The organism is Microbacterium sp. BWT-B31 (assembly GCF_041379855.1).
GTDB lineage: Bacteria > Actinomycetota > Actinomycetes > Actinomycetales > Microbacteriaceae > Microbacterium.
On the sequence record NZ_JBFECU010000004.1, the window covers coordinates 117,188 to 141,422 of the forward strand.

Annotated in this window: 26 protein-coding genes and 1 tRNA gene; 18 read left to right on the top strand and 9 right to left on the bottom strand. The window is 68.2% G+C overall.

The window, feature by feature from the left end; all coding sequences use genetic code 11:
• Positions 1-42: 42 nt before the first annotated feature.
• On the bottom strand, positions 43-600 hold the full coding sequence (locus AB1K54_RS06455; protein ID WP_371201911.1) for an HdeD family acid-resistance protein: 558 nt from the start codon (positions 598-600) through the stop codon (positions 43-45).
• A 176-nt stretch (positions 601-776) separates the two neighbouring features.
• Here AB1K54_RS06455 and AB1K54_RS06460 point away from each other — a divergent pair, with 176 nt between their 5' ends.
• The 8 genes from AB1K54_RS06460 (at position 777) to AB1K54_RS06495 (ending at position 6,415) form a co-directional block, all read left to right on the top strand.
• Entirely contained in the window at positions 777-1,370 is a 594-nt protein-coding gene (locus AB1K54_RS06460) for a sulfite oxidase-like oxidoreductase (protein WP_371201912.1), read from the top strand.
• Complete coding sequence (locus AB1K54_RS06465; RefSeq protein WP_371201913.1) at positions 1,367-2,095, top strand: ferredoxin reductase; 729 nt, start codon at positions 1,367-1,369, stop codon at positions 2,093-2,095. Before AB1K54_RS06460 ends, AB1K54_RS06465 begins: the two co-directional genes overlap by 4 nt.
• The gene (locus AB1K54_RS06470; RefSeq protein ID WP_371201914.1) at positions 2,092-2,400 is read left to right on the top strand and encodes a DUF6510 family protein; all 309 of its coding nucleotides are present in this window, start codon (positions 2,092-2,094) and stop codon (positions 2,398-2,400) included. Before AB1K54_RS06465 ends, AB1K54_RS06470 begins: the two co-directional genes overlap by 4 nt.
• 13 nt (positions 2,401-2,413) lie before the next feature.
• Positions 2,414-2,866 (top strand): helix-turn-helix transcriptional regulator, encoded by a 453-nt coding sequence (locus AB1K54_RS06475; RefSeq protein ID WP_371201915.1) that lies wholly within the window; start codon positions 2,414-2,416, stop codon positions 2,864-2,866.
• A 4-nt stretch (positions 2,867-2,870) separates the two neighbouring features.
• Positions 2,871-3,281, top strand: a complete 411-nt coding sequence (locus AB1K54_RS06480) for a VOC family protein (protein ID WP_371201916.1) — start codon at positions 2,871-2,873, stop codon at positions 3,279-3,281.
• Positions 3,282-3,370: 89 nt separating this feature from the next.
• Positions 3,371-5,707, top strand: a complete 2,337-nt coding sequence (locus AB1K54_RS06485) for an ATP-binding cassette domain-containing protein (protein WP_371201917.1) — start codon at positions 3,371-3,373, stop codon at positions 5,705-5,707.
• Positions 5,708-5,759: 52 nt separating this feature from the next.
• Positions 5,760-6,011, top strand: coding sequence for a type II toxin-antitoxin system VapB family antitoxin (locus tag AB1K54_RS06490; protein WP_371201918.1), 252 nt, complete (start codon positions 5,760-5,762; stop codon positions 6,009-6,011).
• Positions 6,008-6,415: a type II toxin-antitoxin system VapC family toxin gene (locus AB1K54_RS06495; protein ID WP_371201919.1), complete on the top strand. Its 408-nt coding sequence runs from the start codon at positions 6,008-6,010 to the stop codon at positions 6,413-6,415. The genes AB1K54_RS06490 and AB1K54_RS06495 overlap by 4 nt, the downstream gene beginning before the upstream one ends.
• Positions 6,416-6,449: 34 nt before the next feature.
• Here the strand turns inward: AB1K54_RS06495 and AB1K54_RS06500 are convergent, their stop codons facing one another.
• On the bottom strand, positions 6,450-7,370 hold the full coding sequence (locus AB1K54_RS06500; RefSeq protein ID WP_371201920.1) for an AEC family transporter: 921 nt from the start codon (positions 7,368-7,370) through the stop codon (positions 6,450-6,452).
• A gap of 643 nt (positions 7,371-8,013) precedes the next feature.
• Here AB1K54_RS06500 and AB1K54_RS06505 point away from each other — a divergent pair.
• Positions 8,014-8,352 (top strand): hypothetical protein, encoded by a 339-nt coding sequence (locus tag AB1K54_RS06505; RefSeq protein ID WP_371201921.1) that lies wholly within the window; start codon positions 8,014-8,016, stop codon positions 8,350-8,352.
• 23 nt (positions 8,353-8,375) lie between these two features.
• Here AB1K54_RS06505 and AB1K54_RS06510 read toward each other — a convergent pair whose 3' ends face one another.
• On the bottom strand, positions 8,376-8,528 hold the full coding sequence (locus tag AB1K54_RS06510) for a hypothetical protein (protein ID WP_371201922.1): 153 nt from the start codon (positions 8,526-8,528) through the stop codon (positions 8,376-8,378).
• 162 nt (positions 8,529-8,690) lie between these two features.
• Between AB1K54_RS06510 and AB1K54_RS06515 the strand changes: the two genes are divergently transcribed.
• A complete protein-coding gene (locus AB1K54_RS06515; protein WP_371201923.1) occupies positions 8,691-9,500 on the top strand; it encodes a hypothetical protein in 810 nt (269 codons plus the stop codon).
• 40 nt (positions 9,501-9,540) lie between these two features.
• On the top strand, positions 9,541-10,092 hold the full coding sequence (locus AB1K54_RS06520; protein ID WP_371201924.1) for a DUF6578 domain-containing protein: 552 nt from the start codon (positions 9,541-9,543) through the stop codon (positions 10,090-10,092).
• 70 nt (positions 10,093-10,162) lie between these two features.
• Here AB1K54_RS06520 and AB1K54_RS06525 read toward each other — a convergent pair whose 3' ends face one another.
• Entirely contained in the window at positions 10,163-10,714 is a 552-nt protein-coding gene (locus tag AB1K54_RS06525; protein WP_371201925.1) for a hypothetical protein, read from the bottom strand.
• Positions 10,715-10,887: 173 nt separating this feature from the next.
• On the opposite strand from AB1K54_RS06525, the gene AB1K54_RS06530 reads away from it, so the two are divergent.
• The 4 genes from AB1K54_RS06530 to AB1K54_RS06545 all read left to right on the top strand — a co-directional run bounded on the left by AB1K54_RS06530 (position 10,888) and on the right by AB1K54_RS06545 (position 15,030).
• Entirely contained in the window at positions 10,888-11,781 is an 894-nt protein-coding gene (locus AB1K54_RS06530) for a GyrI-like domain-containing protein (RefSeq protein ID WP_371201926.1), read from the top strand.
• A gap of 33 nt (positions 11,782-11,814) precedes the next feature.
• A complete protein-coding gene (locus tag AB1K54_RS06535; RefSeq protein WP_371201927.1) occupies positions 11,815-13,140 on the top strand; it encodes a nitrate/nitrite transporter in 1,326 nt (441 codons plus the stop codon).
• 124 nt (positions 13,141-13,264) lie between these two features.
• Entirely contained in the window at positions 13,265-14,188 is a 924-nt protein-coding gene (locus AB1K54_RS06540; RefSeq protein ID WP_371201928.1) for a pseudouridine-5'-phosphate glycosidase, read from the top strand.
• Positions 14,188-15,030: a carbohydrate kinase family protein gene (locus tag AB1K54_RS06545; protein WP_371201929.1), complete on the top strand. Its 843-nt coding sequence runs from the start codon at positions 14,188-14,190 to the stop codon at positions 15,028-15,030. The genes AB1K54_RS06540 and AB1K54_RS06545 overlap by 1 nt, the downstream gene beginning before the upstream one ends.
• 93 nt (positions 15,031-15,123) lie before the next feature.
• Here the strand turns inward: AB1K54_RS06545 and AB1K54_RS06550 are convergent, their stop codons facing one another.
• On the bottom strand, positions 15,124-15,891 hold the full coding sequence (locus AB1K54_RS06550; protein ID WP_371201930.1) for an SGNH/GDSL hydrolase family protein: 768 nt from the start codon (positions 15,889-15,891) through the stop codon (positions 15,124-15,126).
• 92 nt (positions 15,892-15,983) lie between these two features.
• Between AB1K54_RS06550 and AB1K54_RS06555 the strand changes: the two genes are divergently transcribed.
• Positions 15,984-16,637 carry a phosphoribosyltransferase gene (locus AB1K54_RS06555; protein WP_371201931.1) on the top strand — a complete coding sequence of 218 codons (654 nt, stop codon included), beginning with the start codon at positions 15,984-15,986 and terminating at the stop codon, positions 16,635-16,637.
• A gap of 31 nt (positions 16,638-16,668) precedes the next feature.
• Here AB1K54_RS06555 and AB1K54_RS06560 read toward each other — a convergent pair whose 3' ends face one another.
• Both AB1K54_RS06560 and polA read right to left on the bottom strand, forming a co-directional pair.
• Positions 16,669-18,342, bottom strand: a complete 1,674-nt coding sequence (locus AB1K54_RS06560; protein ID WP_371201932.1) for a DUF885 domain-containing protein — start codon at positions 18,340-18,342, stop codon at positions 16,669-16,671.
• Between the two features lie 45 nt (positions 18,343-18,387).
• Positions 18,388-21,030: a DNA polymerase I gene (gene polA / locus AB1K54_RS06565; protein ID WP_371201933.1), complete on the bottom strand. Its 2,643-nt coding sequence runs from the start codon at positions 21,028-21,030 to the stop codon at positions 18,388-18,390.
• A 57-nt stretch (positions 21,031-21,087) separates the two neighbouring features.
• Here polA and AB1K54_RS06570 point away from each other — a divergent pair, with 57 nt between their 5' ends.
• On the top strand, positions 21,088-21,519 hold the full coding sequence (locus AB1K54_RS06570; RefSeq protein WP_371201934.1) for a hotdog fold thioesterase: 432 nt from the start codon (positions 21,088-21,090) through the stop codon (positions 21,517-21,519).
• Between the two features lie 46 nt (positions 21,520-21,565).
• Here AB1K54_RS06570 and AB1K54_RS06575 read toward each other — a convergent pair whose 3' ends face one another.
• Positions 21,566-22,186 carry an ANTAR domain-containing response regulator gene (locus AB1K54_RS06575; protein WP_371201935.1) on the bottom strand — a complete coding sequence of 207 codons (621 nt, stop codon included), beginning with the start codon at positions 22,184-22,186 and terminating at the stop codon, positions 21,566-21,568.
• Between the two features lie 38 nt (positions 22,187-22,224).
• On the opposite strand from AB1K54_RS06575, the gene AB1K54_RS06580 reads away from it, so the two are divergent.
• Positions 22,225-22,307: transfer RNA gene (locus AB1K54_RS06580), tRNA-Leu, on the top strand.
• 441 nt (positions 22,308-22,748) lie between these two features.
• Here the strand turns inward: AB1K54_RS06580 and pyk are convergent.
• The gene (gene pyk / locus AB1K54_RS06585; protein ID WP_371201936.1) at positions 22,749-24,197 is read right to left on the bottom strand and encodes a pyruvate kinase; all 1,449 of its coding nucleotides are present in this window, start codon (positions 24,195-24,197) and stop codon (positions 22,749-22,751) included.
• Positions 24,198-24,235: the final 38 nt, after the last annotated feature.

Below are 24,235 nucleotides of genomic sequence, written 5' to 3' on the forward strand. Positions count from 1 at the left end.
CCGCGATCGTGAGTTCGCGGGGGCTGTGTCGTTGCAGGACGGTCAGGTGTTGCGGCCGAAGGTGAACGCGCGGACGATGTTGACGATGCCGATCGCGACGAGCGCGATGCCGAGGATCCACCACAGCGCGAGAGCGCCCAATAGAGGCGTGAACACGAGCCAGATGCCCGCGATCAGGCTCACGATCGCGAAGAAGACCGTCCACCCCTTCGACGCGGACTGGCCAAGGGTCGAAAGCGACACGACCCCCTCGACGATCCACGCGATGCCGACGAAGATCGCGACGATCACGGCGAGCCACGCCGTGGTCACCGTGAGATTGAACAGCGCGATGACGCCCGCGAGGATGAATACCAGGCCGAGCAGGATGTGGCCTACGCGCGCCCACCCGCCCTTGTGTCTGGTGAAGATGCCGAGGCCCGCGTAGACGAGTCCGGCCGCGATTGCGTAGATCGCGAGGATCACCGTCAGGACCGCGGCCGCCTTGTCAGGCCATACGAGGACAAGGATGCCGGCGATCAGGGCGAGCGTGCCGCCGATGCCGATCGCGGTGCGGATGCCGTTGACGGCGGACTTCTCGGCTTCGGATGCCGTGGCCATTGCGCTACCTCTTTCTGGGAATTCCCTGGGAAGGCTCGTGCGCTCACTCTAGACCTGGCTCCGTGCGCGGGGGAGGGGGGCCGGGGTGTGTCGCCTCTTCGCCGTCGCACCGGCTCTCGCCCAGCGTGCCCGGTGCGCGCTAGCGTGTGACCAGACTCGGATTGCGGGGTGTGGTCATGGCGGTCTTCTCACGAGGCTTCGGGGCGCGTCGACGCGAGAGCGATCCACGCCTGCCGCCGGGGCAGTACCTGACCGAGGACTTCCCCGTGCTGTCGGCTGGGCCGACCCCGCGCGTCGACAGGGCCGAGTGGTCGTTCGCGATCCGCACCGAGTCCGGTGCGCTGAGGTCGTGGACGTGGGACGAGTTCCTGGCACTCCCGGTCGAGGAGGTCGCCACCGACATCCACTGCGTCACGCGCTGGTCGAAACTCGGCACGTCGTGGCGCGGCGTATCGCTCGACACCCTGTTCGAAGGGGTCGAGACCGACGCCGAGGCGGCGATGGCCCACTCCTACGGCGGATACACGACGAACGTTCCGCTGGAGGACTTGCTCGACGGCAAGGCCTGGGTGGCGTTCGAGTTCGAGGGCGAGCCGCTCGATCCCGAGCACGGCGGCCCCGCCCGCCTGCTGGTGCCGCACCTGTACTTCTGGAAGAGCGCGAAGTGGGTGCGCGGGCTGACCCTTCTCGAACACGACCAGCCGGGCTTCTGGGAGCAGAACGGCTACAACATGCACGGCGACCCGTGGACGGAGGAGCGGTACTGGTGATCGTCGGCGGCTGGCGGCCGGCGCAGGTGATCGAGACGTCCGCTGTGACGCCGAGCGCGCGCGTGCTGCGCCTGTCGGTGCCGGGCTGGCCGGGAAGCGAGCCGGGGCAGCACGTCGACATCCGGCTCACTGCCGCGGACGGGTACCAGGCGGTGCGCTCGTACTCGCTCGGCTCCTACGGGCCCGACACGACGATCGAGCTCGCCGTCGACGAGGTGCCCGACGGCGAGGTCTCGCCCTACCTCGTGCAGGAGGTGCGCGCCGGCGACGAGCTCGAAGTCAAGGGGCCGCTCGGCGGCTACTTCGTGTGGCGACCCGGCGGCGCCGCCCCGGTGCAGCTCATCGCCGGAGGATCGGGCATCGTGCCGCTGGCGGCGATGGTGCGGGCGCGGGCGGATGCGGCATCCGGCCCGTCTTTTCGCCTGTTGTACTCGGTGCGCACGCCGCAAGACGCGATATATCGTGATCTGCTCGCGGAGCGGGCGCGCAGCGGGGGAGTGGAGCTCACGTGGGTGTACACGCGCGGCGGGCCGGACGGATGGATCGGGCGCGTGGGCCGTATCGACGACGCCGTGATCGGCGACGCGGTGTGGCCCGCCGACGCCGCCCCGGAGGTGTTCGTGTGCGGGCCGACGTCGTTCGTTGAGCACGTCGCCGACGCGCTCGTGCGGCTGGGGCATCCGCCTGCGAGCATCAAGACGGAGCGATTCGGGGGTGCGCGGTGAGGGCATCGAACGCGCGATCCGTCGTCGACGGCAATGCGATCGCCGGCATCCTGAGCGACGTGTTCGTGCAGGACACCACGGCGCTGGTCGGAGTGTGCGGCGGATGCGGCGCCGTCGCGCCGATCGCCGAGGCCGTGGTCGAGATCGACGAGACGGCGGCCATCGTGAGGTGCCGCTCGTGCACCCGCACGCTGTTCACCGTGCTTCGGATCGATGGCCGGATGCGACTCGTCGTCAGTGCGCTGCGCTCATGGGACGGCCCCGACAGCCCGGCCGACCCGGTGGACATCGCCGCCGAGACGTGACACCATCACGCACGTGACCAACGACCCCGCCGCCCTGCAGCGCCTGCGCGACATCGCGCTGTTGCGGAGCGTGCGCGACCGCATCGACCGCGAGTACGCCCAGCCGCTCGATGTCGAGGCGCTGGCGCGCGGCGTGAACATGTCTGCCGGACACCTAAGCCGCCGGTTCCGCGCCACCTACGGCGAGTCGCCGTACTCGTACCTCATGACGCGCCGCATCGAGCGCGCGATGGCGCTGCTGCGGCGCGGCGACCTCAGCGTCACCGAGGTCTGCTTCACGGTCGGGTGCTCGTCGCTCGGCACGTTCAGCACGCGCTTCGCCGAACTCGTCGGCATCTCGCCGAGCGAGTACCGGCGGCGGGCGCTGCAGGCCGATGTCGGCGAGCTGCCCTCCTGCCACGCGAAGCAGATCACCAGACCGATCAGGAATCGAGAAGCGTCCGCAGCCGCGTCGTCAGTAGCGTGACGGCATGGACATCACGATTCACTACGCCTTCCTCCCGCACACCGATGCCGACGCCGCGCTGGCGTTCTACCGTGACGCCCTCGGATTCGAGGTGCGAGGCGACGTCGGCTACGAGGGGATGAGGTGGATCACCGTCGGCCCCGAGGGCCAGCCCGAGACCTCCATCGTGCTGCACCCGCCGGCCGTCGACCCGGGGATCACCGACCAGGAGCGCCAGACGGTCCTGGAGCTCATCGCGAAGGGCAGCTACGCGGCGCTGACGCTGGCGACGGACGACCTCGACGGGCTTTTCGAGAAGCTCCAGGCCACCGGCGCCGACGTGCTGCAGGAGCCCACCGACCAGCCCTACGGCGTGCGGGACTGCGCGTTCCGCGATCCTGCCGGCAACCTCATCCGCATCAACGAGAAGGCCTGAGGTCTGCCGCTTCGCATGTCGGCGGGGGTCGATAGGCTCGACCGCGCCGACCGCGCCGACCGCGCAGACCGCGCAGGCAAGGAGACTCGATGAACACCGCCGACAGCCACGACGTCATCCGCGTGCGAGGGGCACGCGAGAACAACCTCAAGGCGGTCGACGTCGACATCCCCAAACGCCGGCTCACGGTGTTCACGGGCGTCTCGGGGTCAGGCAAGTCGTCGCTGGTGTTCGGCACCATCGCCAACGAGTCGCAGCGGCTCATCAACGAGACCTACCCGACGTTCGTGCAGCAGTTCATGGGGCAGCTCAGCCGCCCCGACATCGACCGCCTCGAGAATGTGAGCCCGGCGATCATCGTCGACCAGGAGCGCATGGGCGCCAACGCCCGCTCCACAGTCGGCACCGCGACCGACGCCCACGCGATGCTGCGACTGCTGTTCAGCCGCATCGGCCAGCCGCACGTCGGCTCGCCGCAGGCCTTCTCTTTCAACGTGCCGTCGGTGTCGGGCGCGGGCGCGGTGACGTTCGAGAAGGCCGGCCAGAAGGTCAAGGAGCGCCGTTCCTTCGAGATCACCGGCGGAATGTGCCCGCGGTGCGAGGGTCTGGGCGAGGTGAGCGACGTCGATATCGACGAGCTCGTCGATCGGTCGAAGTCGCTGTCCGAGGGTGCGATCACGATCCCGGGGTACAACGTCGACGGCTGGATGGTCCGCGGGTACAGCGAGTCGGGTTTCTTCGACCCGGCCAAGCCGATCCAGGACTACACCGAGCAAGAGCTTCACGACTTTCTCTACAAGGACCAGACGAAGGTCAAGATCCAGGGCATCAACATGACCTACGAGGGTCTCGTGCCGAAGATCACCAAGTCGATGCTGCAGAAGGACCGCGATGCGCTCCAGCCCCACATCCGCGCGTTCGTCGACCGTGCCGTGAAGTTCCTGCCGTGCCCTGCGTGCGGTGGCACGCGACTGAACGAGGGGGCGCGCTCGTCCAAGATCAAGGGCATCAGCATCGCGGATGCCGCGGCCCTGCAGATCACCGACCTGGCGGCGTGGCTCGACACGGTCGACGACCCGTCCGTCGCGCCGCTCATGGCCACCCTTCGCCAGACGATCGCCTCGTTCGTCGACATCGGCCTCGGCTACCTATCGCTCGACCGCTCCGCCGGCACGCTGTCGGGCGGCGAGGCGCAGCGCACCAAGATGATCCGGCACCTCGGATCGGCCCTCACCGACATCACCTATGTCTTCGACGAGCCCACCGCGGGACTTCACCCGCACGACATCGAGCGCATGAACCGGCTGCTGCTGCAGCTGCGCGACAAAGGCAACACGGTGCTCGTCGTCGAGCACAAGCCCGAAGTCATCGAGATCGCCGACAACATCGTCGACCTCGGCCCAGGCGCCGGCCGCGCGGGCGGCGAGCTGCAGTACACCGGCGACGTCGAGGGCTTGCGCACCTCCGGCACGATCACGGGGCGGCACCTCGACGACCGCGCGCGGCTGAAGCCGTCAACGCGCGCGGCGAAGGGCGTTCTCGAGATCCGCGGGGCGAGCCAGCACAACCTCGACAACGTCGACGTCGACATCCCGCTGGGCATCCTCACGGTCGTGACCGGGGTGGCCGGCTCGGGCAAGTCGTCGCTCATTCACGGCAATGTGCCGTCGTTCGACGACGTCGTGGTCGTCGACCAATCGCCGATCAAGGGCAACCGGCGCAGCAGCCCGGCGACCTACACCGGCATCCTCGACGCGATCCGTTCGGCCTTCGCGAAGGCCAACGGCGTGAAGCCCGCCCTCTTCAGCGCCAACTCCGAGGGCGCGTGCCCCGCGTGCCGCGGCCTCGGCGTCATCATCACCACCCTCGGGTTCACGCAGACCGTCGAGACCCTGTGCGAGCTGTGCGAAGGCACCGGCTTCAGCGACGCGGTGCTCGAGTACACCCTCGACGGCAAGAACATCGCCGAAGTGCTCGCGATGTCGGCTGCCGAGGCATCCGAGTTCTTCACCAAGGGCCCCGCGCACACGACCCTGCTGCGCATGATCGACGTCGGGCTCGGCTACATCACGCTCGGTCAGGCGCTCAACACGCTGTCAGGGGGAGAGCGTCAGCGCCTCAAGCTCGCGATCTCGATGGCGAAGAAGGGCGCGATCTACGTGCTCGACGAGCCCACGACGGGCCTGCACCTCGCCGACGTCGACCACATGCTCGGCATGCTGGATCGACTCGTCGACACCGGCAACAGCGTGATCGTCATCGAGCACCACCAGGCCGTGATGGCGCACGCCGACTGGATCATCGACCTCGGTCCGGGCGCCGGTCACGACGGTGGGCGCATCGTGTTCGAGGGCACGCCCGCAGACCTCGTCGCGGCGCGCTCGACGCTCACGGGGGAGCACCTCGCGTCGTATGTCGGGACGTGAGGCCGCTGCTTTCTATATTGACGTATCGAATTCTATAAACCATGCTTGCCATATGGCTTTGAGCATCAAAGACCCCGAAGCCGACAGGCTCGTTCGCGAACTCGCTGCGGCCACGGGGGAGAGCATCACCGAGGCCGCTCGTCGAGCGTTCGCGGAGCGACTGGAGCGCGTCCGGGCAAGAACCGCGAGTGCGGCGACGGTGCGACTCGACGACATCATCGCGCGAGCGCGCACTTTACCGGTCACCGACTCCCGCACCCCGGACGAGATCATCGGCTACGACGAGAACGGCCTGCCGGCGTGAGGACTGGGCGGATCGCGGTCGATACGTCCGCGCTCGTCGCCGTACTCTTCGCCGAACCCGATGCAGGGGTCTACGCCGATGCCCTCGCTCGCCATGCGGGCGACTGCTCGCTCAGCGCATCCACGCTCGTCGAGAGTCGAATCGTCGTGGAGTCGAGGCTCGGACCGGATGGCAACCATCTTCTGACCGTCATGCTCGAGCGGCTCTCCATGGCTATCGTGCCGCTTGACTCCGAACTGGCCGAGCGGGCGGCAGCCGCATGGCGGCGATTCGGCAAGGGGCGTCACCCCGCACGACTAAACATGGGGGACTGCTTCTCGTATGCTCTCGCACAGCACTTCGACGTGCCGCTGCTTTTCAAAGGCGATGACTTCGGCCAGACCGACATCGCGAGCGTGCTCTGACTGACGCGGGTCGGAAGGACCGCATGACCGCGGCTTATCCGAGCAGGAAGGTCGCGAGCAGCAGCACGGGGATGCACCCGACCGTCGTGAGAAAGATCGTGTCGCGCGAGATCGTCTCGCCGACGCCGTACCGCTGCGAGTAGTTGAACACGTTCTGAGCCGTCGGGAGGGCGGCGAGCACCACGACGACGAGCACATCGTGCGGGGCGAGGTCGAACAGGTACGTGCCGGTGGCCCACGCCACGAGCGGCATGGCGATGAGCTTGAGGCTCGAGGCGAGCACGATGTCGCGCCTTCGGCCGGACGGCGCGAGCACGCGCTGACCGTGCAGCGAGATGCCGTAGCTGATCAGCAGCACCGGAACGCACGCGTTCGCGATCAGGACGAGCGGTTCGATGACGATCGGCGGCAGCTCAAGACCGCTCACTGCGACGATCGTGCCCAGCACCGAGCCGAGCACGATGGGGTTGGTCACGGTGCGCAGGACCAGACGCCCGGGCGACGAGCGGCCCGTGGTGACCGTGTCGAGGATCGCCATCGTGATCGGAGTGAACAGCAGCAGCTGCATGAGGATCACCGGAGCCGGGTAGGCGGCGCTTCCCAGCAGATACAGCGACAGCGGGATGCCGATGTTGTTCGAGTTGACCTGCCCGGCACTCAGCGCTCCGACGACGGTGTCGCCGACCGATCGCCGCCACACCAGCTTCGCGATCACCACGTACACGACGAACATCGAAACCGCGGCGATCGCCGACACCGGCAGCAGCGCCGAGAACAGCGTGTGGACATCGGCCCGGGCAAGGACGACGAACAACAGGAACGGCGACAGCACGAAGAAGGTCAGTCGTGCCAGCACCGGCTGGCCGTGCTCGCCGAGCAGGTCGATGCGCCCGATGATCCAGCCGACGAGGATCGCGACACCGACCACGACGAATCCGGTGAACGAGGCGATCACGGCTCCAGCCTAGGGTCGCCACCACTCTCGCTTAGTCGCCGATAATGCCCATTATGTCAGCGGGAAGACGGCATCTTCGCATCTAACGCGAATTGGCCCCTCTCCCCTCGACTCCGCCACATGGCGCAAGGTCCGTCGACGAAGTCCCCACAGCGGGCGCTCAGAAGAACAACGTGCAGGGTGCGGCGGGCCTTGTAGAGCGGGTCGTCCTGCGCGACCGCGATGCCCTAAGGGGACGCGCCAGTAGTCCCTTGTCCCCCAAATGGCCGGCAGACAGTGCACGCGCTGCTCGGTAGGTTCGTAACTGTACTGCTCATCACATGAACGGAACTGATGTCTCTTGTCGCAACTTTGGCAGCGTGACCGCTTGCCGCAACTCTCGCCTTCGGCGGGGCAGGAGCGGCGGTGGGCGGCTCCACGGATGCGCTTCTTGTCCTTGGGTCGTCGGCACCAGCGGTGGCAAAGGTTGGACTGGACACGGCGACGCACGCAGGTCGTATCGTTCCGATGCACACGAAGAAGCAGTGTGACCGTGAGATGAATGCGGGAGCGAAAGTCTGCTCGCGTCTTCGTCCAGCGCAAGCCGCCGCTATCTGTCACGCGGCGAACATGGTTCGCTATGCGGGATGTCTGGCAGGCGCCAGTGGCTGAGCGCGAACGTCTGGTCGTCGCCAGTCGAGAATTCACCACGGATGGCGGGCCGCTGACTCTGAATATCCTCGCAAGCGCCGACGGCTCGCCATCATTCGGGTATCAGTTCCTCGACCAGAACGGGGAGATTACCGAGTCGTTGGAAACATACGGCTTCGACTCGCTCCAAGCGCTGCTGTTCTGCATCACGGCGGCCGGAGACTATCTCCAGAGGTTTGTCCCCTCGGCCTCTTTCGCCGATCTCGGGGAGACCGCATTGCTCACGACCGACTTGTCCGTCTCGGGCGAGTGGAGAGCTCAGGTATCTCTGCCTGCGATCTTACCGACATAGCGCCGCACAGAAGATCGCGAGGCTCATTCCGGACTACGGGAGAGCCTCGCGATCTTTCTTGCCGTGCTTCTGCCCCAGGCGCGCTTCCACTTCTTCGGGCGTCCGTCCCAGCGGTATCGGTACCAGCCTTCGGTGACGATTTTCTTGATCACGATGAGCGCGTTGACGAGTTGCACCCAGGCGGCGTACTCCTACACCCACTCCCCCGAACTCACCCTCTCCGCATTGTTTTGTATTAATACATAATGGGCATTCTCGGTGCTGTGCACATCGCCGGATTTGAGTCCTTCTCACGCGGCCTGGTAGACACCTTGAGGGCCGATCTCGAAAGGACCGCGATGACGCGTCGGAACAGGAAGCCGCTCGGCATCGCAGCGCTGTTGCCACTCATGGTCGTGGGAGCCGCGCTCGCGTTGAGCGGGTGCGCGGTCGACGACGCCGACGCGGCACCCGCGCCCATTCGGTCGTCGTCTGCCCCGCCCGAAACGACATCCGCGACGCCGGAGCCGCCGATGACCTGGCCGGGCGATCCTGTCTCGGGCCAGGGCGCGATCGAGCACACCGAGACGGAATTCGCTGTTCCCGAGGGGGCGCACTCGCTCGTCGTCGACTTCGAGTGCACCGGCGGCGCCTCGTTCTCCGCCGAACTCGCAACGACGAGCTCGCTCGTGCGCGCACCCCTGCGGGGAACCTGCGAGGGGGCCAGCCAGCTCGCGTGGCCCATCGTCGAGCGCAACAGAACCACGTTCCGAGTGCAGCTTCCTGACGGCGTCGCGTGGACCGCCAGGCCGACCTTCTCGTCCGCAGACTTCGACTTCGACGAAGCCGTCACCGCCGACTGCGAGAAGTTCGCAGCCGTCTACAGCGAACTCGTCAATGCCGACACGGGCTTCACGTTCTCCAAGAAGATCGATGCTGCGGACTGGGTTGTCCGCGTCGACCGCGCCGCCGCCGATCTTCAGGCTCTGGCCGCATACGCGAAGTCGACGCTCGGCGCCTCGTTCTCGCAGTTGCAGACCATCGTGAGCGATCCTGCCCGGACAACTGGTGACATACTGACGCCGAGCGCCGGGCCGATCGGCGATATCAGCAAGGCGTGTAGCCTCAATCAGACGCCTCTCATCCTGACCGGCGAGTTCGGCGGCTGACCCTCCCTGTGATCTCCCGCTGCTCGATAGCGTGAGAGTCATGACGCGTGTGTGGCTGACGAGCTGGGAATGGGGATGCTGCGGCGACGCATTCACTGTCGGTGACGACGTGGACTTCGGCATCCGGACGCGCAGCCCCGCATCGCAGCTCGCCGAGACGCTCGGGTCTGCGCTCGTCGCGACGGTCGATGCGATCGAGTCGCACCACGAGGAGGAGTTCGCCGATCGCGTGCGAGGTCGCGTCACGGCCGTGCACGCGGTCAGCCGCGAGGTCGTCGAACGCCGGTCGCTGCGTCGTCCCGGGAACGGCGCGCCGCCGGACGCCTCCATGCCGGCAGACGGGGAAGAGTGGCCGATGACCGGTCGCGACCTCGGAAACGGCGTGTTCGTGGGCTCGCGGCCTACGCGGTACATGATCGAGATCGTGCCCGTCCCGGATTCGGCCGTGCTGCAACCGGTCCTTGGGGTACGGCTGCCCGCGACTCACGAGCACCAGCCGCCGCCGGCAGCCGTCGACCTCACGGCGGACCCACCGTCCGAGCGGCGATCACGCTCCCTCGCGGGCTGGCTCGTCGACGTCGACGAGCCGTAGCGCACAGACACGGACCCGCAGCCGGTTCGCGATCGATAGCCGAAGCGTCGACAGCGGGACCAGCGCGCCGTCAGTCGACGGTCATGACGTGCTGCTCGTTGGTCTCGGTGTCGCACGTGGTGATCCGCCAGACGGCGGTCTCGCCCTGCATCACACGAGCCATCTCGATGATGAGCGGGCTCGGCCACTGTTCGCCGGAGAGCTTCGCCGCACCCCACGCGCCGCTGCCCGATTCGTGCTGTTCCGCCTCCGTGAGCTGCACCTGATGCGTCGCGAGGGTCTCCAGCGTCCGGACATCGACGAGGGACTCCTTGCCGAAGCTCGCATCGTCCACTCGCTCGCCGAAGGCGTCGTGCGGGGTGTCGTGGCTGCGAAGGCGCCACACCCAGTCGGAGTCGATGTACTCCAGACGCAGTCCGACGACGGCGCCTCCGACCGCCGACGACTCCCCCGCCAGAGACCCGAGGAAATCGGATGGCCACGACAGCTCGGGCGGCAGACAGGTGCCGGGATAGTTCTCTCCGACGGCCTCGGGCGGATCGGGAACAGCCGCACACCCGGCGCAGAGGACCGTCATGCCGAGGGCGACAGCAGCGAGGTACCGTCGTGATCGCGTCGTCATCCGACTCCTCTCCCCCCTCATGCGTCGAGGGCCGGCGCCCGAAGAATCCGAGCCTCGCTCGAGCGTAGCGATTCGGCGGCATCGCAGCGTCGCGACCGACCTGATCGAATCGGACCAGGATGATCGGGCCGCCCGGCACGCATCAGACGAAGCTGGATGTCGAAGGAGGAACCGTGATCGCGACGCTCAATCGTCTCGTCGAACACATCGACGAGAACCTCACCGAGGAACTCGACATCGCCGAGCTCGCCGGGCGTCTGGGCACCACCGAGTACCACCTCCGCCGGATGTTCTCGTCGCTGGCGGGCATGCCGCTGTCGGAGTACATCCGCCGGCGCCGCATGACCGTGGCCGCGGCCGACGTGGTCGGCGACGAAGAGCTGCTCACCATCGCCGTCCGGTACGGCTACGGCTCGACCGAGGCCTTCGGCAGAGCGTTTCGCGCCGTGCACGGCATCGGCCCCGGCGAGGTCCGGCGCTCGGGCGGTCCCCTTCGCTCACAACCGCAGCTCAGGTTCCGCCTGACCGTACAAGGAAGCACCCCGATGGACACCCGTATCGCAGACCGACCCGCCTTCCGCCTCATCGGGCACACTGCACGTGTGCCGCTGATCCACGCGGGCGTGAACCCGCACATCCAGGCGCACATCCTGGCGTTGCCCGTCACCGAGCACGAACGACTCAAAGCGCTCGGCGATGCCGAGCCCAGCGGCATCCTGCAGGTCAGTGCCGATGTCGATCCCGACTACACCGAGGGCAGCGAGCTCACCTACCTGCATGGCGTCGCGGTCCGAGGCGACACGTCCGTCCCGGACGACCTCGACACGATCCACGTTCCCGCGGGAACGTGGGCGGTGTTCCGCACCTGTGGCGCCCACCCGTCCGCGCTCCAGGAGACGTGGGCGGCGACGGCGACCGAGTGGTTCCCGTCGAACCCATGGCGCCTGAGGCCGGGTCCGTCGATCGTGGCCGTGCTCGACCGCTCCCCCGACTTCGCGACCGCCACGACCGAACTGTGGCTCCCCGTCGAACGGGACCAGCAGCACGCCGCCGCGCGACTACCCTGAATAGGTGAGACGCGCACGGGCCGGCAGCATCCGATGACGACGCGGTTTCCCGCATCCGTCTCGCCTTGGCGCGCGTGGCTCATCTGGGGCGTCGCCGTCGCCGCGTACGTGCTCGCCGTGAGCAACCGCACGTCGCTGTCGGCGGTGGGTGTCGACGCCGCTGCACGATTCAACGCGGATGCCTCGACCCTGTCGCTGTTCGCCGTGCTGCAGCTGGGCGTGTACGGGTTCATGCAGCTGCCCGTCGGGGTGTGGCTCGATCGCTGGGGCGCCCGTCCGATCATGGCGATCGGCATGGTGCTGATGGCCGCCGGGCAGCTCGTGATGGCCCTCTCCCCCGATGTGGGAATCGCGATCGCCGCCCGCATGCTGCTCGGCGCGGGCGACGCCGCGGTCTTTCCGGGCGTGCTGCGGCTCATCGCGACCTGGTTCCCCGCGCAGCGCGGCCCGGTCATGGTGCAGCTGACCGGGCTCGTGGGTCAGACCGGCCAGCTCGTCTCGGTCATCCCCCTCGCGGCGCTCCTGCACGCCACCACGTGGACGGTCGCCTTCGGCAGCCTCGCGGGGCTCTGCATCCTCTTCGCGATCCTCGTCGCGGTGCTGGTGCGCAACCGTCCGCCGGACGCGACCGAGGACGTCACGGTGAACACCGACACCGGAAACATCAGGGTCGTCACCTCGGCGGCCGACACGCGCGTCGGCATCCGTGCGGCGTGGTCGCACCCCGGCACGCGCCTGGCGTTCTGGTCGCACTTCACGACGCCGTTCGCCAGCACGGTGTTCGTGATGCTGTGGGGCATCCCGTTCCTGACCGCCGGCGAAGGTCTCACGCCGGCGGCGGCATCCGTCGTCACAACCGTGCTGATCGTCGTGAGCATGGTGTCGGGTCCTATCCTCGGCGGGCTGTCCGCGCGCATCCCGAACCTGCGCACGCGCGCGCTGGTGCTGCCCACCGTCGGCGCGCAGGTCGTCGCCTGGATCGCGGTGCTCGCGTGGCCCACCGCCGCGCCGCTGTGGCTGCTCATCCTGCTCGCGATCGCCCTCGGCCTGGGCGGGCCCGCCTCGATGATCGCCTTCGACCACGCCCGCACCCACAACCCGAGCCATCGCCTCAGCACCGCGACCGGCATCACGAACGTCGGCGGTTTCCTCGCGGCGATCATCGCGATCTTCTTCATCGGCGCGGCACTGGACCTGCAGGGCGCGGGCACCCCCGCGACCTACTCGCTCGGGGCCTTTCGCCTCGCCTTCCTCACGCTGTTCCCGCTGTGGTTCGTCGGCGTGTTCTTCATCGTCCGCGAACGCACCCGCACACGCATCCACATCGGCCTCGACCGGCCCCGCGAGCGTCGGCGCTGACGCCGGCTGAGACCGATGCCGCCGGAGACCGGTTCGGCGGCGGCGCGGCGAGAGTGACACCAGCGGGCCAAAGCGGATGTCTGCTCCCTTGCGTACAGTGGCAGTCACCGCCGAAAGGAGCGCCGTGACCTCGCCAGCCATCGTCGTGTCGGAAGAGGTGCGCGCCGCTGTCGAACGCTCCGCGCCCGTCCTCGCACTCGAATCCACGATCTTCACGCACGGGCTCCCGCGTCCGCGCAACCTCGAGGTCGCGCTCGATGCCGAGATGCAGGTTCGTTCGCTGGGCGTCGTGCCCGCCACGATCGGAGTGGTCGACGGCACGCCGACCGTCGGGCTCAGCGTCGGTGAGATCGAGCGCCTGTCGACCTCCGACTCGGTGGTGAAGGCGAGCCTGCGCGATCTGCCGCTCGCGATGGCGAAAGGGCTGAGCGCGGGGACGACGGTGGCGGCGACGGCGTTCCTCGCCCACCGTGCGGGGGTCCGCGTCTTCTCGACGGGCGGGCTCGGCGGAGTGCACCGGGGCGCGGCCGAGACGTTCGACGAGTCCGCCGACCTGCCGACACTGGCGGCGCTGCCCCTCGTCGTGGTCAGCGCCGGTGTGAAGTCGATCCTCGACATCCCTCTGACGCTCGAGCGGCTCGAGACCCTGAGCCTCGCTGTGGTCGGTTACCGCACGACCGACTACCCGGGCTTCTACATCTCTGATTCCGGCTATGACCTGGACTTCTCTGTCGACTCGGCCGACGAGGTCGCGCGGGTGGTCGCCGCACGCGACGGACTCGGCATCGCCTCGACGCTGCTCGTGGCCAACCCCGTCGGCACAGACCGCGAACTGCCCCGCGCCTTGCACGACGACGTGCTGCACCGCGCGCTCGAGGCCGCCAGGACGGCAGGGGTGAGCGGCCACGACATCACACCGTTCCTGCTCGACTTCTTCCAGCGCGAGACGGGCGGCCACAGTCTCGACGTCAACGTCGAGGTGTACCGCGGCAACGTCGAACTCGGCGCCCGCATCGCCGCAGCCCTCTCCCCCGCCTGCGCCCCCTGATGCTCGTCACCATCGGCGACCTGATCGACGACGTTCTGGCGCGCCGCGACGGCCCGCTCGAGCGCGGCACCGACAACGCCGCGACGATCCGTCACGCCCGAGGCGGAAGCGCCGCGAACGTCGCCGCGGCCGCCGCGCCGTTCGTGCCGGCGCGCTTCATCGGCAGGGTCGGCGACGACACCGCCGGCGAGGCGCTGGTGCGGCAGTTGGAGCGCGCGGGCGTCGACGTGCGGGTACAGCGGGGCATGCGCACCGGCACCATCGTGATCCTCGTCGACGAGACCGGTGAGCGCACCATGATCACCGACCGTGCCGCCGCCGCCGAGCTCGGGCCGATCGATCCGACGTGGCTCGAGGGGGCGCGCTGGCTGCACCTGCCGCTCTACGGGTTCAGCGACGAGCCCTCGCGCTCCGTGCTGCGTGAGGTGGTGAAGCGGATGCCGCGACCCGCCGCCCGCGTGAGCGTGGACCTCTCCAGCACGGCCACGATGCGTGCCCTGGGCGCCGAGGACCTCGGCGCGCTCCTATTCGAACTGCGGCCCGACGTCGTGTTCGCGAACCGGGACGAGGACGAGTGCGCGCGAGGGCTCGGCATCCGCCTGCCGAATGACACCGTCTACGTCGTCAAGCGGGGCGGCGACCCGATCGTCGTGCACTATCGCGGTGGGTGCGCCGAGGTGCCCGTCGAGGCCCTCCCCGACGTCGTGGACTCGACCGGCGCGGGCGATGCGTTCGCCGCCGGGTGGATCGCCGCAGCGCTTCGGGGCGCGGGCGAGCTCGACGCGGCGCGCAGCGGGGTCAAGCTCGCCACGACGGCCCTGACCGAGCTCGGCGCGCTGTGACGCGTCACGCCCGCGTGCGCGGGCTCCGCAGCGAGATCGGCGACGGACGCGTTGCAGCCCGCGGCGAGGTGCTCGCCGAGCTCGGCTGTTCGCTCACCCACTGACAGGCGACGGCTGGATCGTGACCCAGCTCGCGTACTTCGGCTCGCGACCGTCGCCGGAGGAGGTCCTTGTGAGTCGCCGCCGCACCCACGGTCCGACGTGCTCACGGTAGTAGGTCACGCCGCGCTGCCCGCTCGGAGGCAGCGGCGGGAGCGACCACCAGCCGGCAGGCGGCTCGAGTCCCAGTGCCGTGAGCACCCGCGCGGCTACGCGATGGTGTCCGCGCGCGTTCATGTGCAGACGGTCCTCGGACCAGTACGGGGGCGTGGAGAGCTCGAGATCGGGCCAGTTCAGCGCGCGGATCACGTCGGTGCGTCCCGCCATGTGGGTGACCACCGCCGCTGACAGCAGGTCTCCGCGGCGCTGGATCACACGGCTGAGCGGCAGCTGCGCACTCGGATTCGCACCCGACAGCAGGATCAGCCGCACGCCCTCCTCGTCGCAGCGGCGCAGCACGTGGCTGAAGGCATCCAGGATGTGTGCGACGGACGTGCGCGGACGCAGCATGTCATTGCCGCCGCCGTTGAACGACAGGTGCGTCGGCTTCAACGCGAGCGCCGGTTCCAGCTGCTCTTCGACGATCGGCCACACGAGCTTGCCGCGGATCGCGAGATTCGCGTACTCGATCGGATGCCCCGCGGCATCCGCCCATCCCTGCGCCACGAGATCGGCCCACCCGCGCTCGCGTCCGTCGGGAAGCTCGTCGCCGACGCCCTCAGTGAACGAGTCGCCGATGGCCACAAACCGCACATCCGTCACCGTCTCACCCTACGTCCGACCGTCCGCCCGCCCCGTCTGCAGCGCCGCCTCCCCGCATCGCGTGCCGTCGTGGGAAGGCGTACCGTGAAGGAATGGTCGTGTTCGCCGACCGAACCGATGCCGGCCGCCTGCTCGCCCCCGCCCTGGACCGATGGCGCGGGACGGATGCCGTGGTGTGCGGAATCCCGCGCGGAGGCGTCGTGGTCGCCGCCGAGGTGGCGCGCATCCTGAACCTGCCGCTCACGGTCGTCACCGTGCGCAAGCTCGGGGCGCCGAATCGTGAGGAGTACGCCGTCGGCGCCATCGCCGACGAGGTGCGGATCGTCGATCTTCCCGCTCTGCGCGCGTCCGGCGGCACCGAGGAACAACTCGCCGACGTCGAGCGCCGGGAACGCGCCGAGCTCATTCGCCGCGGTCACGCGTTCGATGCGTTCGACATCGACGTCGCCGGCCGGACTGCGATCGTCGTGGACGACGGGATCGCGACAGGTTCGACGGCCACCGCCGCCTGCCGAGCCCTCCGGTTGCGCGGAGCGCGTCGCATCGTGCTCGCGGTGCCCGTCGCACCCGTCGAGTACTCCCCCGGCGCGGACGCCGCAGACCAGTACGAATGCCTGCACCGCGTGCGGAACCTGTGGGCGGTCGGGCAGCACTACGGCGACTTCCGCCAGACCGACGAAGCCGAGGTTGTGCGGCTTCTCGCGGCCGCACGCACGCAGCCCGGAACGACGACGGCCGGCACCTGACACGAGGTCGGGCGCCGGCCGTCGATCCGTATCAGAGGGCGAAGGCGGCCCGAAGCGTGTCGAGTCCGACACCGCCGAGGTCGAGCGCGCGCTTGTGGAACGCCTTGATGTCGAACGCGTCGCCCTGCGCGGCCTTCACGTCGTCACGCAGCTGCTCCCAGATGCGCTGGCCCACCTTGTACGAGGGCGCCTGGCCCGGCCAGCCGAGGTAACGGTTGACCTCGAACTGCACGAACTCGTCAGACATGTTGACGTTGCGGCGCATGAAGCCGAGGGCGAATTCCGCGTCCCACGTGCCGTTGCCGTCGGGGCGCGGCTTCTCGAGGTGCACGCCGATGTCGAGCACGACGCGCGCCGCGCGCATGCGCTGGCCGTCGAGCATGCCGAGGCGGTCGGCGGGGTCGCGCAGGTACCCGAGCTGCTCCATGAGGCGCTCCGCGTACAGCGCCCAGCCCTCTGCGTGGCCGCTGGATCCGGCGATGAGGCGACGCCACGAGTTCAGCTGCGCCCGGTTGTACACCGCCTGAGCGATCTGAAGATGATGCCCCGGGACGCCCTCGTGGTACACCGTGGTGAGCTCGCGCCACGTGTCGAACGAGTCGACGCCCTCGGGAACCGACCACCACATGCGACCGGGTCGCGAGAAGTCGTCGGTCGGGCCGGTGTAGTAGATGCCGCCCTCCTTCGTGGGGGCGATCATGCACTCGAGGCGCCGGATCGGCTCGGCGATGTCGAAGTGGGTGCGGCCGAGCTCTTCGACCGCGCGATCGCTGGTCTGCTGCATCCACTTCTGCAGCGCGTCCGTGCCGTGGAGTTTGCGGCTGTCGTCCTGCTCGAGGAATGCGACGGCCTCTTCGACGGATGCGCCGGGTTTGATCTCGTTCGCGATCGACTCCTGCTCGGCGACCATGCGAGCGAGCTCCTGCAAGCCCCACTCGTACGTCTCGTCGAGGTCGATCGTCGCGCCGAGGAACCGGCGAGACATCAGCGCGTAGAGGTCGCGGCCGACGGCGTCGTTGTCGGCTGCGGCCGGCGCCAGTTCGTCACCGAGGAAGCCCGAGAGCTCTTCGTACGCCACGCGCGCCGCGTTCGAGCTGTCGGCGAGGTCGCGGGCGAGCGATGCCGGCAGCTGCCCCTCTTCGGGAGCCGCATTGCTCGCGAACTCGGCGAAGAACCCGTTGTCTGCGGTGTACCGCGCGATCTGCGTGATCACCTCGCGAACCTGACGCCGGGCCGGCACCGTGCCTTCGGCGATGCCCTCGCGCAGCGAGGCGACATAGCCGTTGATCGCCGCCGGAAGCGCCGCGAGACGCTTGCTGATGACGGACCAGTCGTCTGTGGTCGCAGTCGGCATCAGATCGAACACCGAGCGAAGGTCCTGTGCGGGCGAGGCGATCACGTTCAGGTCGCGCAGCTGCCACTTCGCCTCGTGCAGTTCGATGTCGAGTTCGAGGACGCTTGCGAGGTCTTGCTGGGTCACTCGGTCGATGTCGTCGACCGGGGTCGCAGCGCCCAGCGCCTTCAGGGTCTTGCGCGCTTCGTCGATGATGCGCTGGGAGCCCTCTGGCGAGTAGTCGCCGTAACGGTCGTTGTACTCGAACCTGCCGATGTAGGTCGCTGCGATGGGATCCAGCTCGGCGAGCGTGTCTACCCACGCATCGGCGATCGCGTCGATCGCCGACGGGGTGCGTGATTCGTCAGTCATGCCCTCTAGCCTAGGCACCCGGTGTGACACCCACGGGCATCGCAGTCAGTGCCCGGCCTCGTTCCATTCCGCGCCGCGCCCGATCTGCACATCGAGCGGAACCGACAGCTCAGCCGCGTCGGCCATGCGGGCGCGCACGATGGCCTCGACCGCGCCCCACTCGCCGGGTGCCACCTCCACCACGAGCTCGTCGTGGATCTGCAGCAGCACGCGGGACTGCAGTTCGGCGGCCCGCAGTTCGTCATGGATGTGGAAGAGCGCGATCTTCATGATGTCGGCCGCGCTCCCCTGGATCGGAGCGTTGAGGGCGGCGCGCTCCGCGTTCTCGCGCAGCACCCGGTTCGGGCTGGACAGATCGGGGAAGGGCCGCCGTCGCCCGAAGATCGTCTCGGTGAACCCGTCGATGCGCGCCTGCTCGACCGAGGCCCGCAGGTAGTCCCGCACCGCACCGAAGCGCGCGAAGTACTCGGTCATGAGCTGCTTGGCCTCGGCCTGCTCGATGCGCAGCTGCTTCGACAGCCCGAACGCCGACAGCCCGTACACGAGCCCGTACGACATCGCCTTCACCTTCGTGCGCATCGTCGGCGTCACATCCTGCGGGTCGACGCCGAACACGCGCGCGCCGACGTAGCGGTGCGTGTCCTCGCCGGAGTTGAACGCCTCGATCAGGCCGGGATCGCCCGACAGATGCGCCATGATGCGCATCTCGATCTGCGAATAGTCCGCCGTCAGCAGCGTCTCGTACCCCTCGCCGACCTCGAACGCGGCACGGATGCGAGCGCTCTCGTCCGTGCGGATCGGGATGTTCTGCAGGTTCGGGTCGGTGCTCGACAGGCGCCCGGTCTGGCTTCCGGTCTGCACGTAAGTTGTGCGAATACGGCCGTCCGCCGCGATCGCGGTGTCAAGCGACTCGATGATCTGGCGCAGCTTCGTGGCCTCACGGTGCTGCAGCAGCAGGTCGAGGAACGGGTGCGGGTGGGACTCCTGCAGATCGGCCAGCACCGCGGCATCCGTCGAATACCCCGTCTTGGTCTTGCGGGTCTTGGGCAGCTGCAGCTCGTCGAAGAGCACCTCCTGCAGCTGCTTCGGCGACCCGAGGTTGACCTCGCGGCCGATCGCGGCGAACGCCGTCTGCGCGATGGCGTCGGCGCGCGCGCCCAGCTCGGCCGAGAGCCGTGCGAGCTTGTCGTGCGAGACCGCGACGCCGGCGAGTTCCATATCGGCGAGTGTGACGAGGGTCGGCAGTTCGATGTCGGTCAGCACTGACGCCACGCGGGCGGGAAGCTCGGTGCGAAGCGCGTCGGCGACTCGCAGCGCGAACCACGACACCTGGCCGGGTGTGGCGCCCTCGGTCTCGGGCACGAGCTGCGTCGGGTCGGACTCGGGCAGCTTCTCGCCGAGGTAGCGATCGACCAGATCGGCCAGCGTCTTGTCGGGGAAGCTCGGCCGGATCAGCCACCCCGCGATCGTCGTGTCGAACGCGAGTCCGGCGACCTCGACGCCCGCACGCCGGAGCGCCTTGATCTGCGACTTCGCATCGTTGAACACCTTCGGCGCCGACGACGAGAACCAGCCCCCGATCGCCTCGGCGACCTCGGCTGACCACGTCGCCTCGACCGCCGACTCACGCGTGGCGAACCCCACGCGACGCGGAAGACCCCCCTCGATCATCACCGTCACGCCGGTCTCTCCGTCGACCGCGCCGAGCCAGGCCGCGAGATCGGATGCCGAGGGCTCGGCGGGCGTCGGCATCGCGGGCGTCGCCGCCGTGGACTGCGTCGTGCCCGCCGCCCCGTCGAGCCCGGCTGCTTCGAACACGCGCGGAAGAAGAGTGCGGAACTCGAGCCGAGCGAAGATGTCGCGCACCGCTTGCGCGTCGATCGGCTTCACGGACAGATCGGCGGGGCCCAGGGGCAGTTCGACGTCGCGCACGAGCCGGTTCAGCGAACGGTTGCGCTTGACGTCGTCGAGGTGCTCGCGCAGGTTGCCGCCGACGACACCGGTGATCTTGTCGGCGTTATCGATGAGCGCCTCGAGCGAGCCGTACTGCGTCAGCCACTTGACCGCGGTCTTCTCGCCCACCTTCGGCACGCCCGGAAGGTTGTCGCTCGTCTCACCCACGAGCGCCGCGATCTCGGGGTACTGGTGCGGCGGCAGCCCGTACTTCTCGACGACGGCCGCGGGGTCGTACCGCTTGAGCTGTGACACGCCCTGCACGTTGGGGTACAGCAGGGTGATGTCGTCGTTGACGAGCTGGATCGTGTCGCGATCGCCTGAGCACACCAGCACGTGGAAGCCCTGCTCCTGGCCCTGGGTCGCGAGCGTGGCGAGAATGTCGTCGGCCTCGATGTCCTCCTGCTGGAGCACCGGGATGCTCATCGCGGCAAGGCATTCCTGCAGGATCGGAATCTGCCCCTTGAACTCGGCGGGCGTCTCGGAGCGGTTCGCCTTGTACTCGGCATACTCTCGCGTGCGGAACGACTGCCGCGATGTGTCGAAGGCCACCGCGAGGTGGGTGGGCTTCTCGGCCTTGATGAGGTTGACGAGCATCGAGAGGAACCCGTAGACGCCGTTCGTGTGCTGGCCGTCCTTGGTCGAGAAGTTGTCGACCGGGAGGGCGTAGAACGCCCGATACGCCAGCGAATGGCCGTCCACGACCAGGAGAGTAGGCTTTGCGGAGTCCGTCACCCTGCAAGCCTAGACGCGGGGTCGGACACCGCCCTGCTCCCCATCCGAAGGCGCGCGATGAATCAGCCTGCCCGTGACCACGTCGACCCGCTCGAGTGGGCGCTTCAGATCGGCAACGGCACGCTCGCCGACCGGATGGGCTTCGAATGGGTCGAGCTGTCGATCGAACGCGCCGTGGCCACGATGCCCGTCGAGGGCAACACGCAGCCGGTTGGGCTCATGCACGGCGGAGCCTATGTCGTGCTGGGCGAATCCCTCGGTTCGATGGCGGCGAACCTCTACGCCGGCCCGGGTCGTCTCGCCGTCGGGGTCGACATCAACGCCACGCACACCCGCTCGGCCACATCCGGCCGCGTGACGGGCGTCTGCATGCCGATCCACCTCGGCCGCTCGATGACCGTGCACGAGATCGTCGTGAGCGACGACCTGGGGCGCCGCTGCTCGACGATGCGCATCACGAACCTGATCAAGGACCTCAACAACGACTGAGCGGATGCCTCGTGCCGAGGCATCCGCTCATCAGGGTTTGGGTGGGTCAGTCCTTCTTGGGCGCCAGCTGCTCGATGATCGCCTTCGCGACGTCCTGCATGGTGAGGCGGCGGTCCATCGACGCCTTCTGGATCCAGCGGAACGCCTCGGGCTCGGTGAGGCCCATCTTCTCGTTCAGGAGGCCCTTCGCACGATCGACGAGCTTGCGGGTCTCGAAGCGCTCGACCATGTCGGCGACCTCGGCCTCGAGCGTGATGATCTGCTCGTGACGGGCCAGCGCGATCTCGATCGCGGGAAGCAGGTCGTTCGGCGTGAAGGGCTTGACGACGTAAGCGAGCGCGCCCGCCTCGCTCGCGCGCTCAACGAGCTCTTTCTGGCTGAAGGCCGTCAGCAGCACGACCGGGGCGATGTGGTTCTTGCTCAGTTTCTCGGCCGCGCTGATGCCGTCGAGCTGCGGCATCTTGACGTCCATGATCACCAGGTCAGGACGCAGCTCCGTCGCCAGCTGCACGGCGGTCTCGCCGTCACCCGCCTCGCCGACGACATCGAACCCGTTGTCGCGGAGGATCTCGACGATGTCGAGGCGGATGAGCGACTCATCTTCCGCGACGACGACTCGACGAGGTGCGGGGGTGGAGGCCCCGGAGGGCTGCTCGGTATCTGTCACCTTTGAATCCTACGGTATGGTCATTTCTGCACACAGCGGCCGGTGTGGCGGAATGGCAGACGCGACCGACTCAAACTCGGTTGCCCGCAAGGGCGTGTGGGTTCGACTCCCACCACCGGCACCCCCACACGAAGGTCCGGCGCCCTAACGACCTCGGACACCTACGGGCATATTGCCGAGCTGCACGCCCGCGAGGCAGCGAAGACCACCTCGAACGTCCTCGGCAGTGTCTTCACCCGCTCGAGACGCTGAAACCCTCCATCTGGAGGTCAGCGTTAAGGTTGCAGCTCAAGCCCGTCCCGCGTCATGTAGTTGGCAGGGTTTCTTCTCTTTCGAAGTTGGGGAGGGTGGAGAGCCAGTAGTCGGTGGGGTTCGGCGGCATCGCTGGGGAAAGCCGTTTGTCAGCAGTCCCTCACCGGAACGTCCAGCGTGGATTGATTGATACCAGACTCTGTGACGTGCACGTGAGGAGCCGCTCCGAACGAACGCGAGCCCGCCTCTCGACACAGTTCAGCCGCGCTCACCATAGCGAGCGCGGCTGAAGCTGCAGAAGAGGGCCCGTCTATTCGCCGGACTTGTAGATCGGTGCGGCACCGTGCACGGCATCCCCGATCCGGTGGATGCGGATGTCGTTGGTGGTTCCGACGATCCCGGGAGGAGAGCCCGAGATGACCACGACCTTGTCACCGACCTCGGCGAGGTTGTTGGAGAGGAAGTAGTCGTCGACCTGGATGAACATGCGGTCGGTGTGCGGAACGTGCTCCACGATGGTCGACTGCACCCCCCACGTCAGCGCCATGCGCCGGCGGATCGCCGGCTCGGTCGCGAACGCCACCATCGGGATGTACGGGCGCAGCCGCGACATGCGGCGGGCGGTGTCGCCCGACTCGGTGAAGATGCAGAGGAACTTCGCCTCGACGAACTCGGCGACCTCCATCGCGGCGAGGGTGATCGCACCGCCCTGCGTGCGGGGCTTGGTCGTCAGCGGGTGGATGCGCTCGAGCCCGTGGTCTTCGGTCGACTCGATGATGCGCGCCATCGTCTCGACGGTGACGACCGGGTAGTCGCCGACACTCGTCTCGCCCGAGAGCATGACCGCGTCTGCACCGTCGAGGACGGCGTTGGCGACATCGGATGCCTCGGCTCGCGTCGGCACCGGCGAATGCGTCATCGACTCGAGCATCTGCGTCGCCACGATGACGGGCTTCGCCATGCGGCGGCACAGCTCGACCGCGCGCTTCTGCACGATCGGGACGGCCTCAAGAGGCAGCTCGACGGCGAGGTCGCCGCGGGCGACCATGATCCCGTCGAACGCGTCGATGATCTGTTCGAGATTGTCGACCGCCTGGGGCTTCTCGATCTTGGCGATGACCGGGATGCGGCGCCCCTCCTCGGCCATGATCTCGTGCACGCGATCCACGTCGCGCGCGTCGCGTACGAACGAGAGGGCGATCAGGTCGGCACCGATCCGCAGACCCCACCGCAGGTCGTCCTCGTCCTTCTCGGACAGCGCAGGCACGTTCACCGCGACGCCGGGCAGATTGATGCCCTTGTTGTTCGACACCTGGCCGCCGACGACAACCTCGGTCGTCACGACGCTGCCGTCGACCTCGAGCACCTTGACGCGCACCTTGCCGTCGTCGATGAGCAGGAAGTCTCCGGGCGAGACGTCGGTGTGCAGCGCCTTGTGCGTCGTGCCGACGATCTCGCGCGTGCCTTCGACATCGTCCACGGTGATCTTGAAGATGTCGCCGACCGCCAGCTCGTGCGGGCCCGCCACGAACTTGCCCAGCCGGATCTTCGGACCCTGCAGGTCGACGAGCACGGCGACGGGGCGCTGGGCGTCGTCGGCCGCCTTGCGCACGTTGGCGAAATTGTTCTCGTGCACGGAGTAGTCCCCGTGACTGAGGTTCAGGCGGGCCACGTTGACCCCGGCGTCGATGATGGCGCGGACCATCTCGTACGACGAGGTAGCGGGGCCTAGAGTGGCGACGATCTTGGCGCGTCTCATCCGTGTGTACTCCGGGTTGTATTCAAGGTCTGAACAGA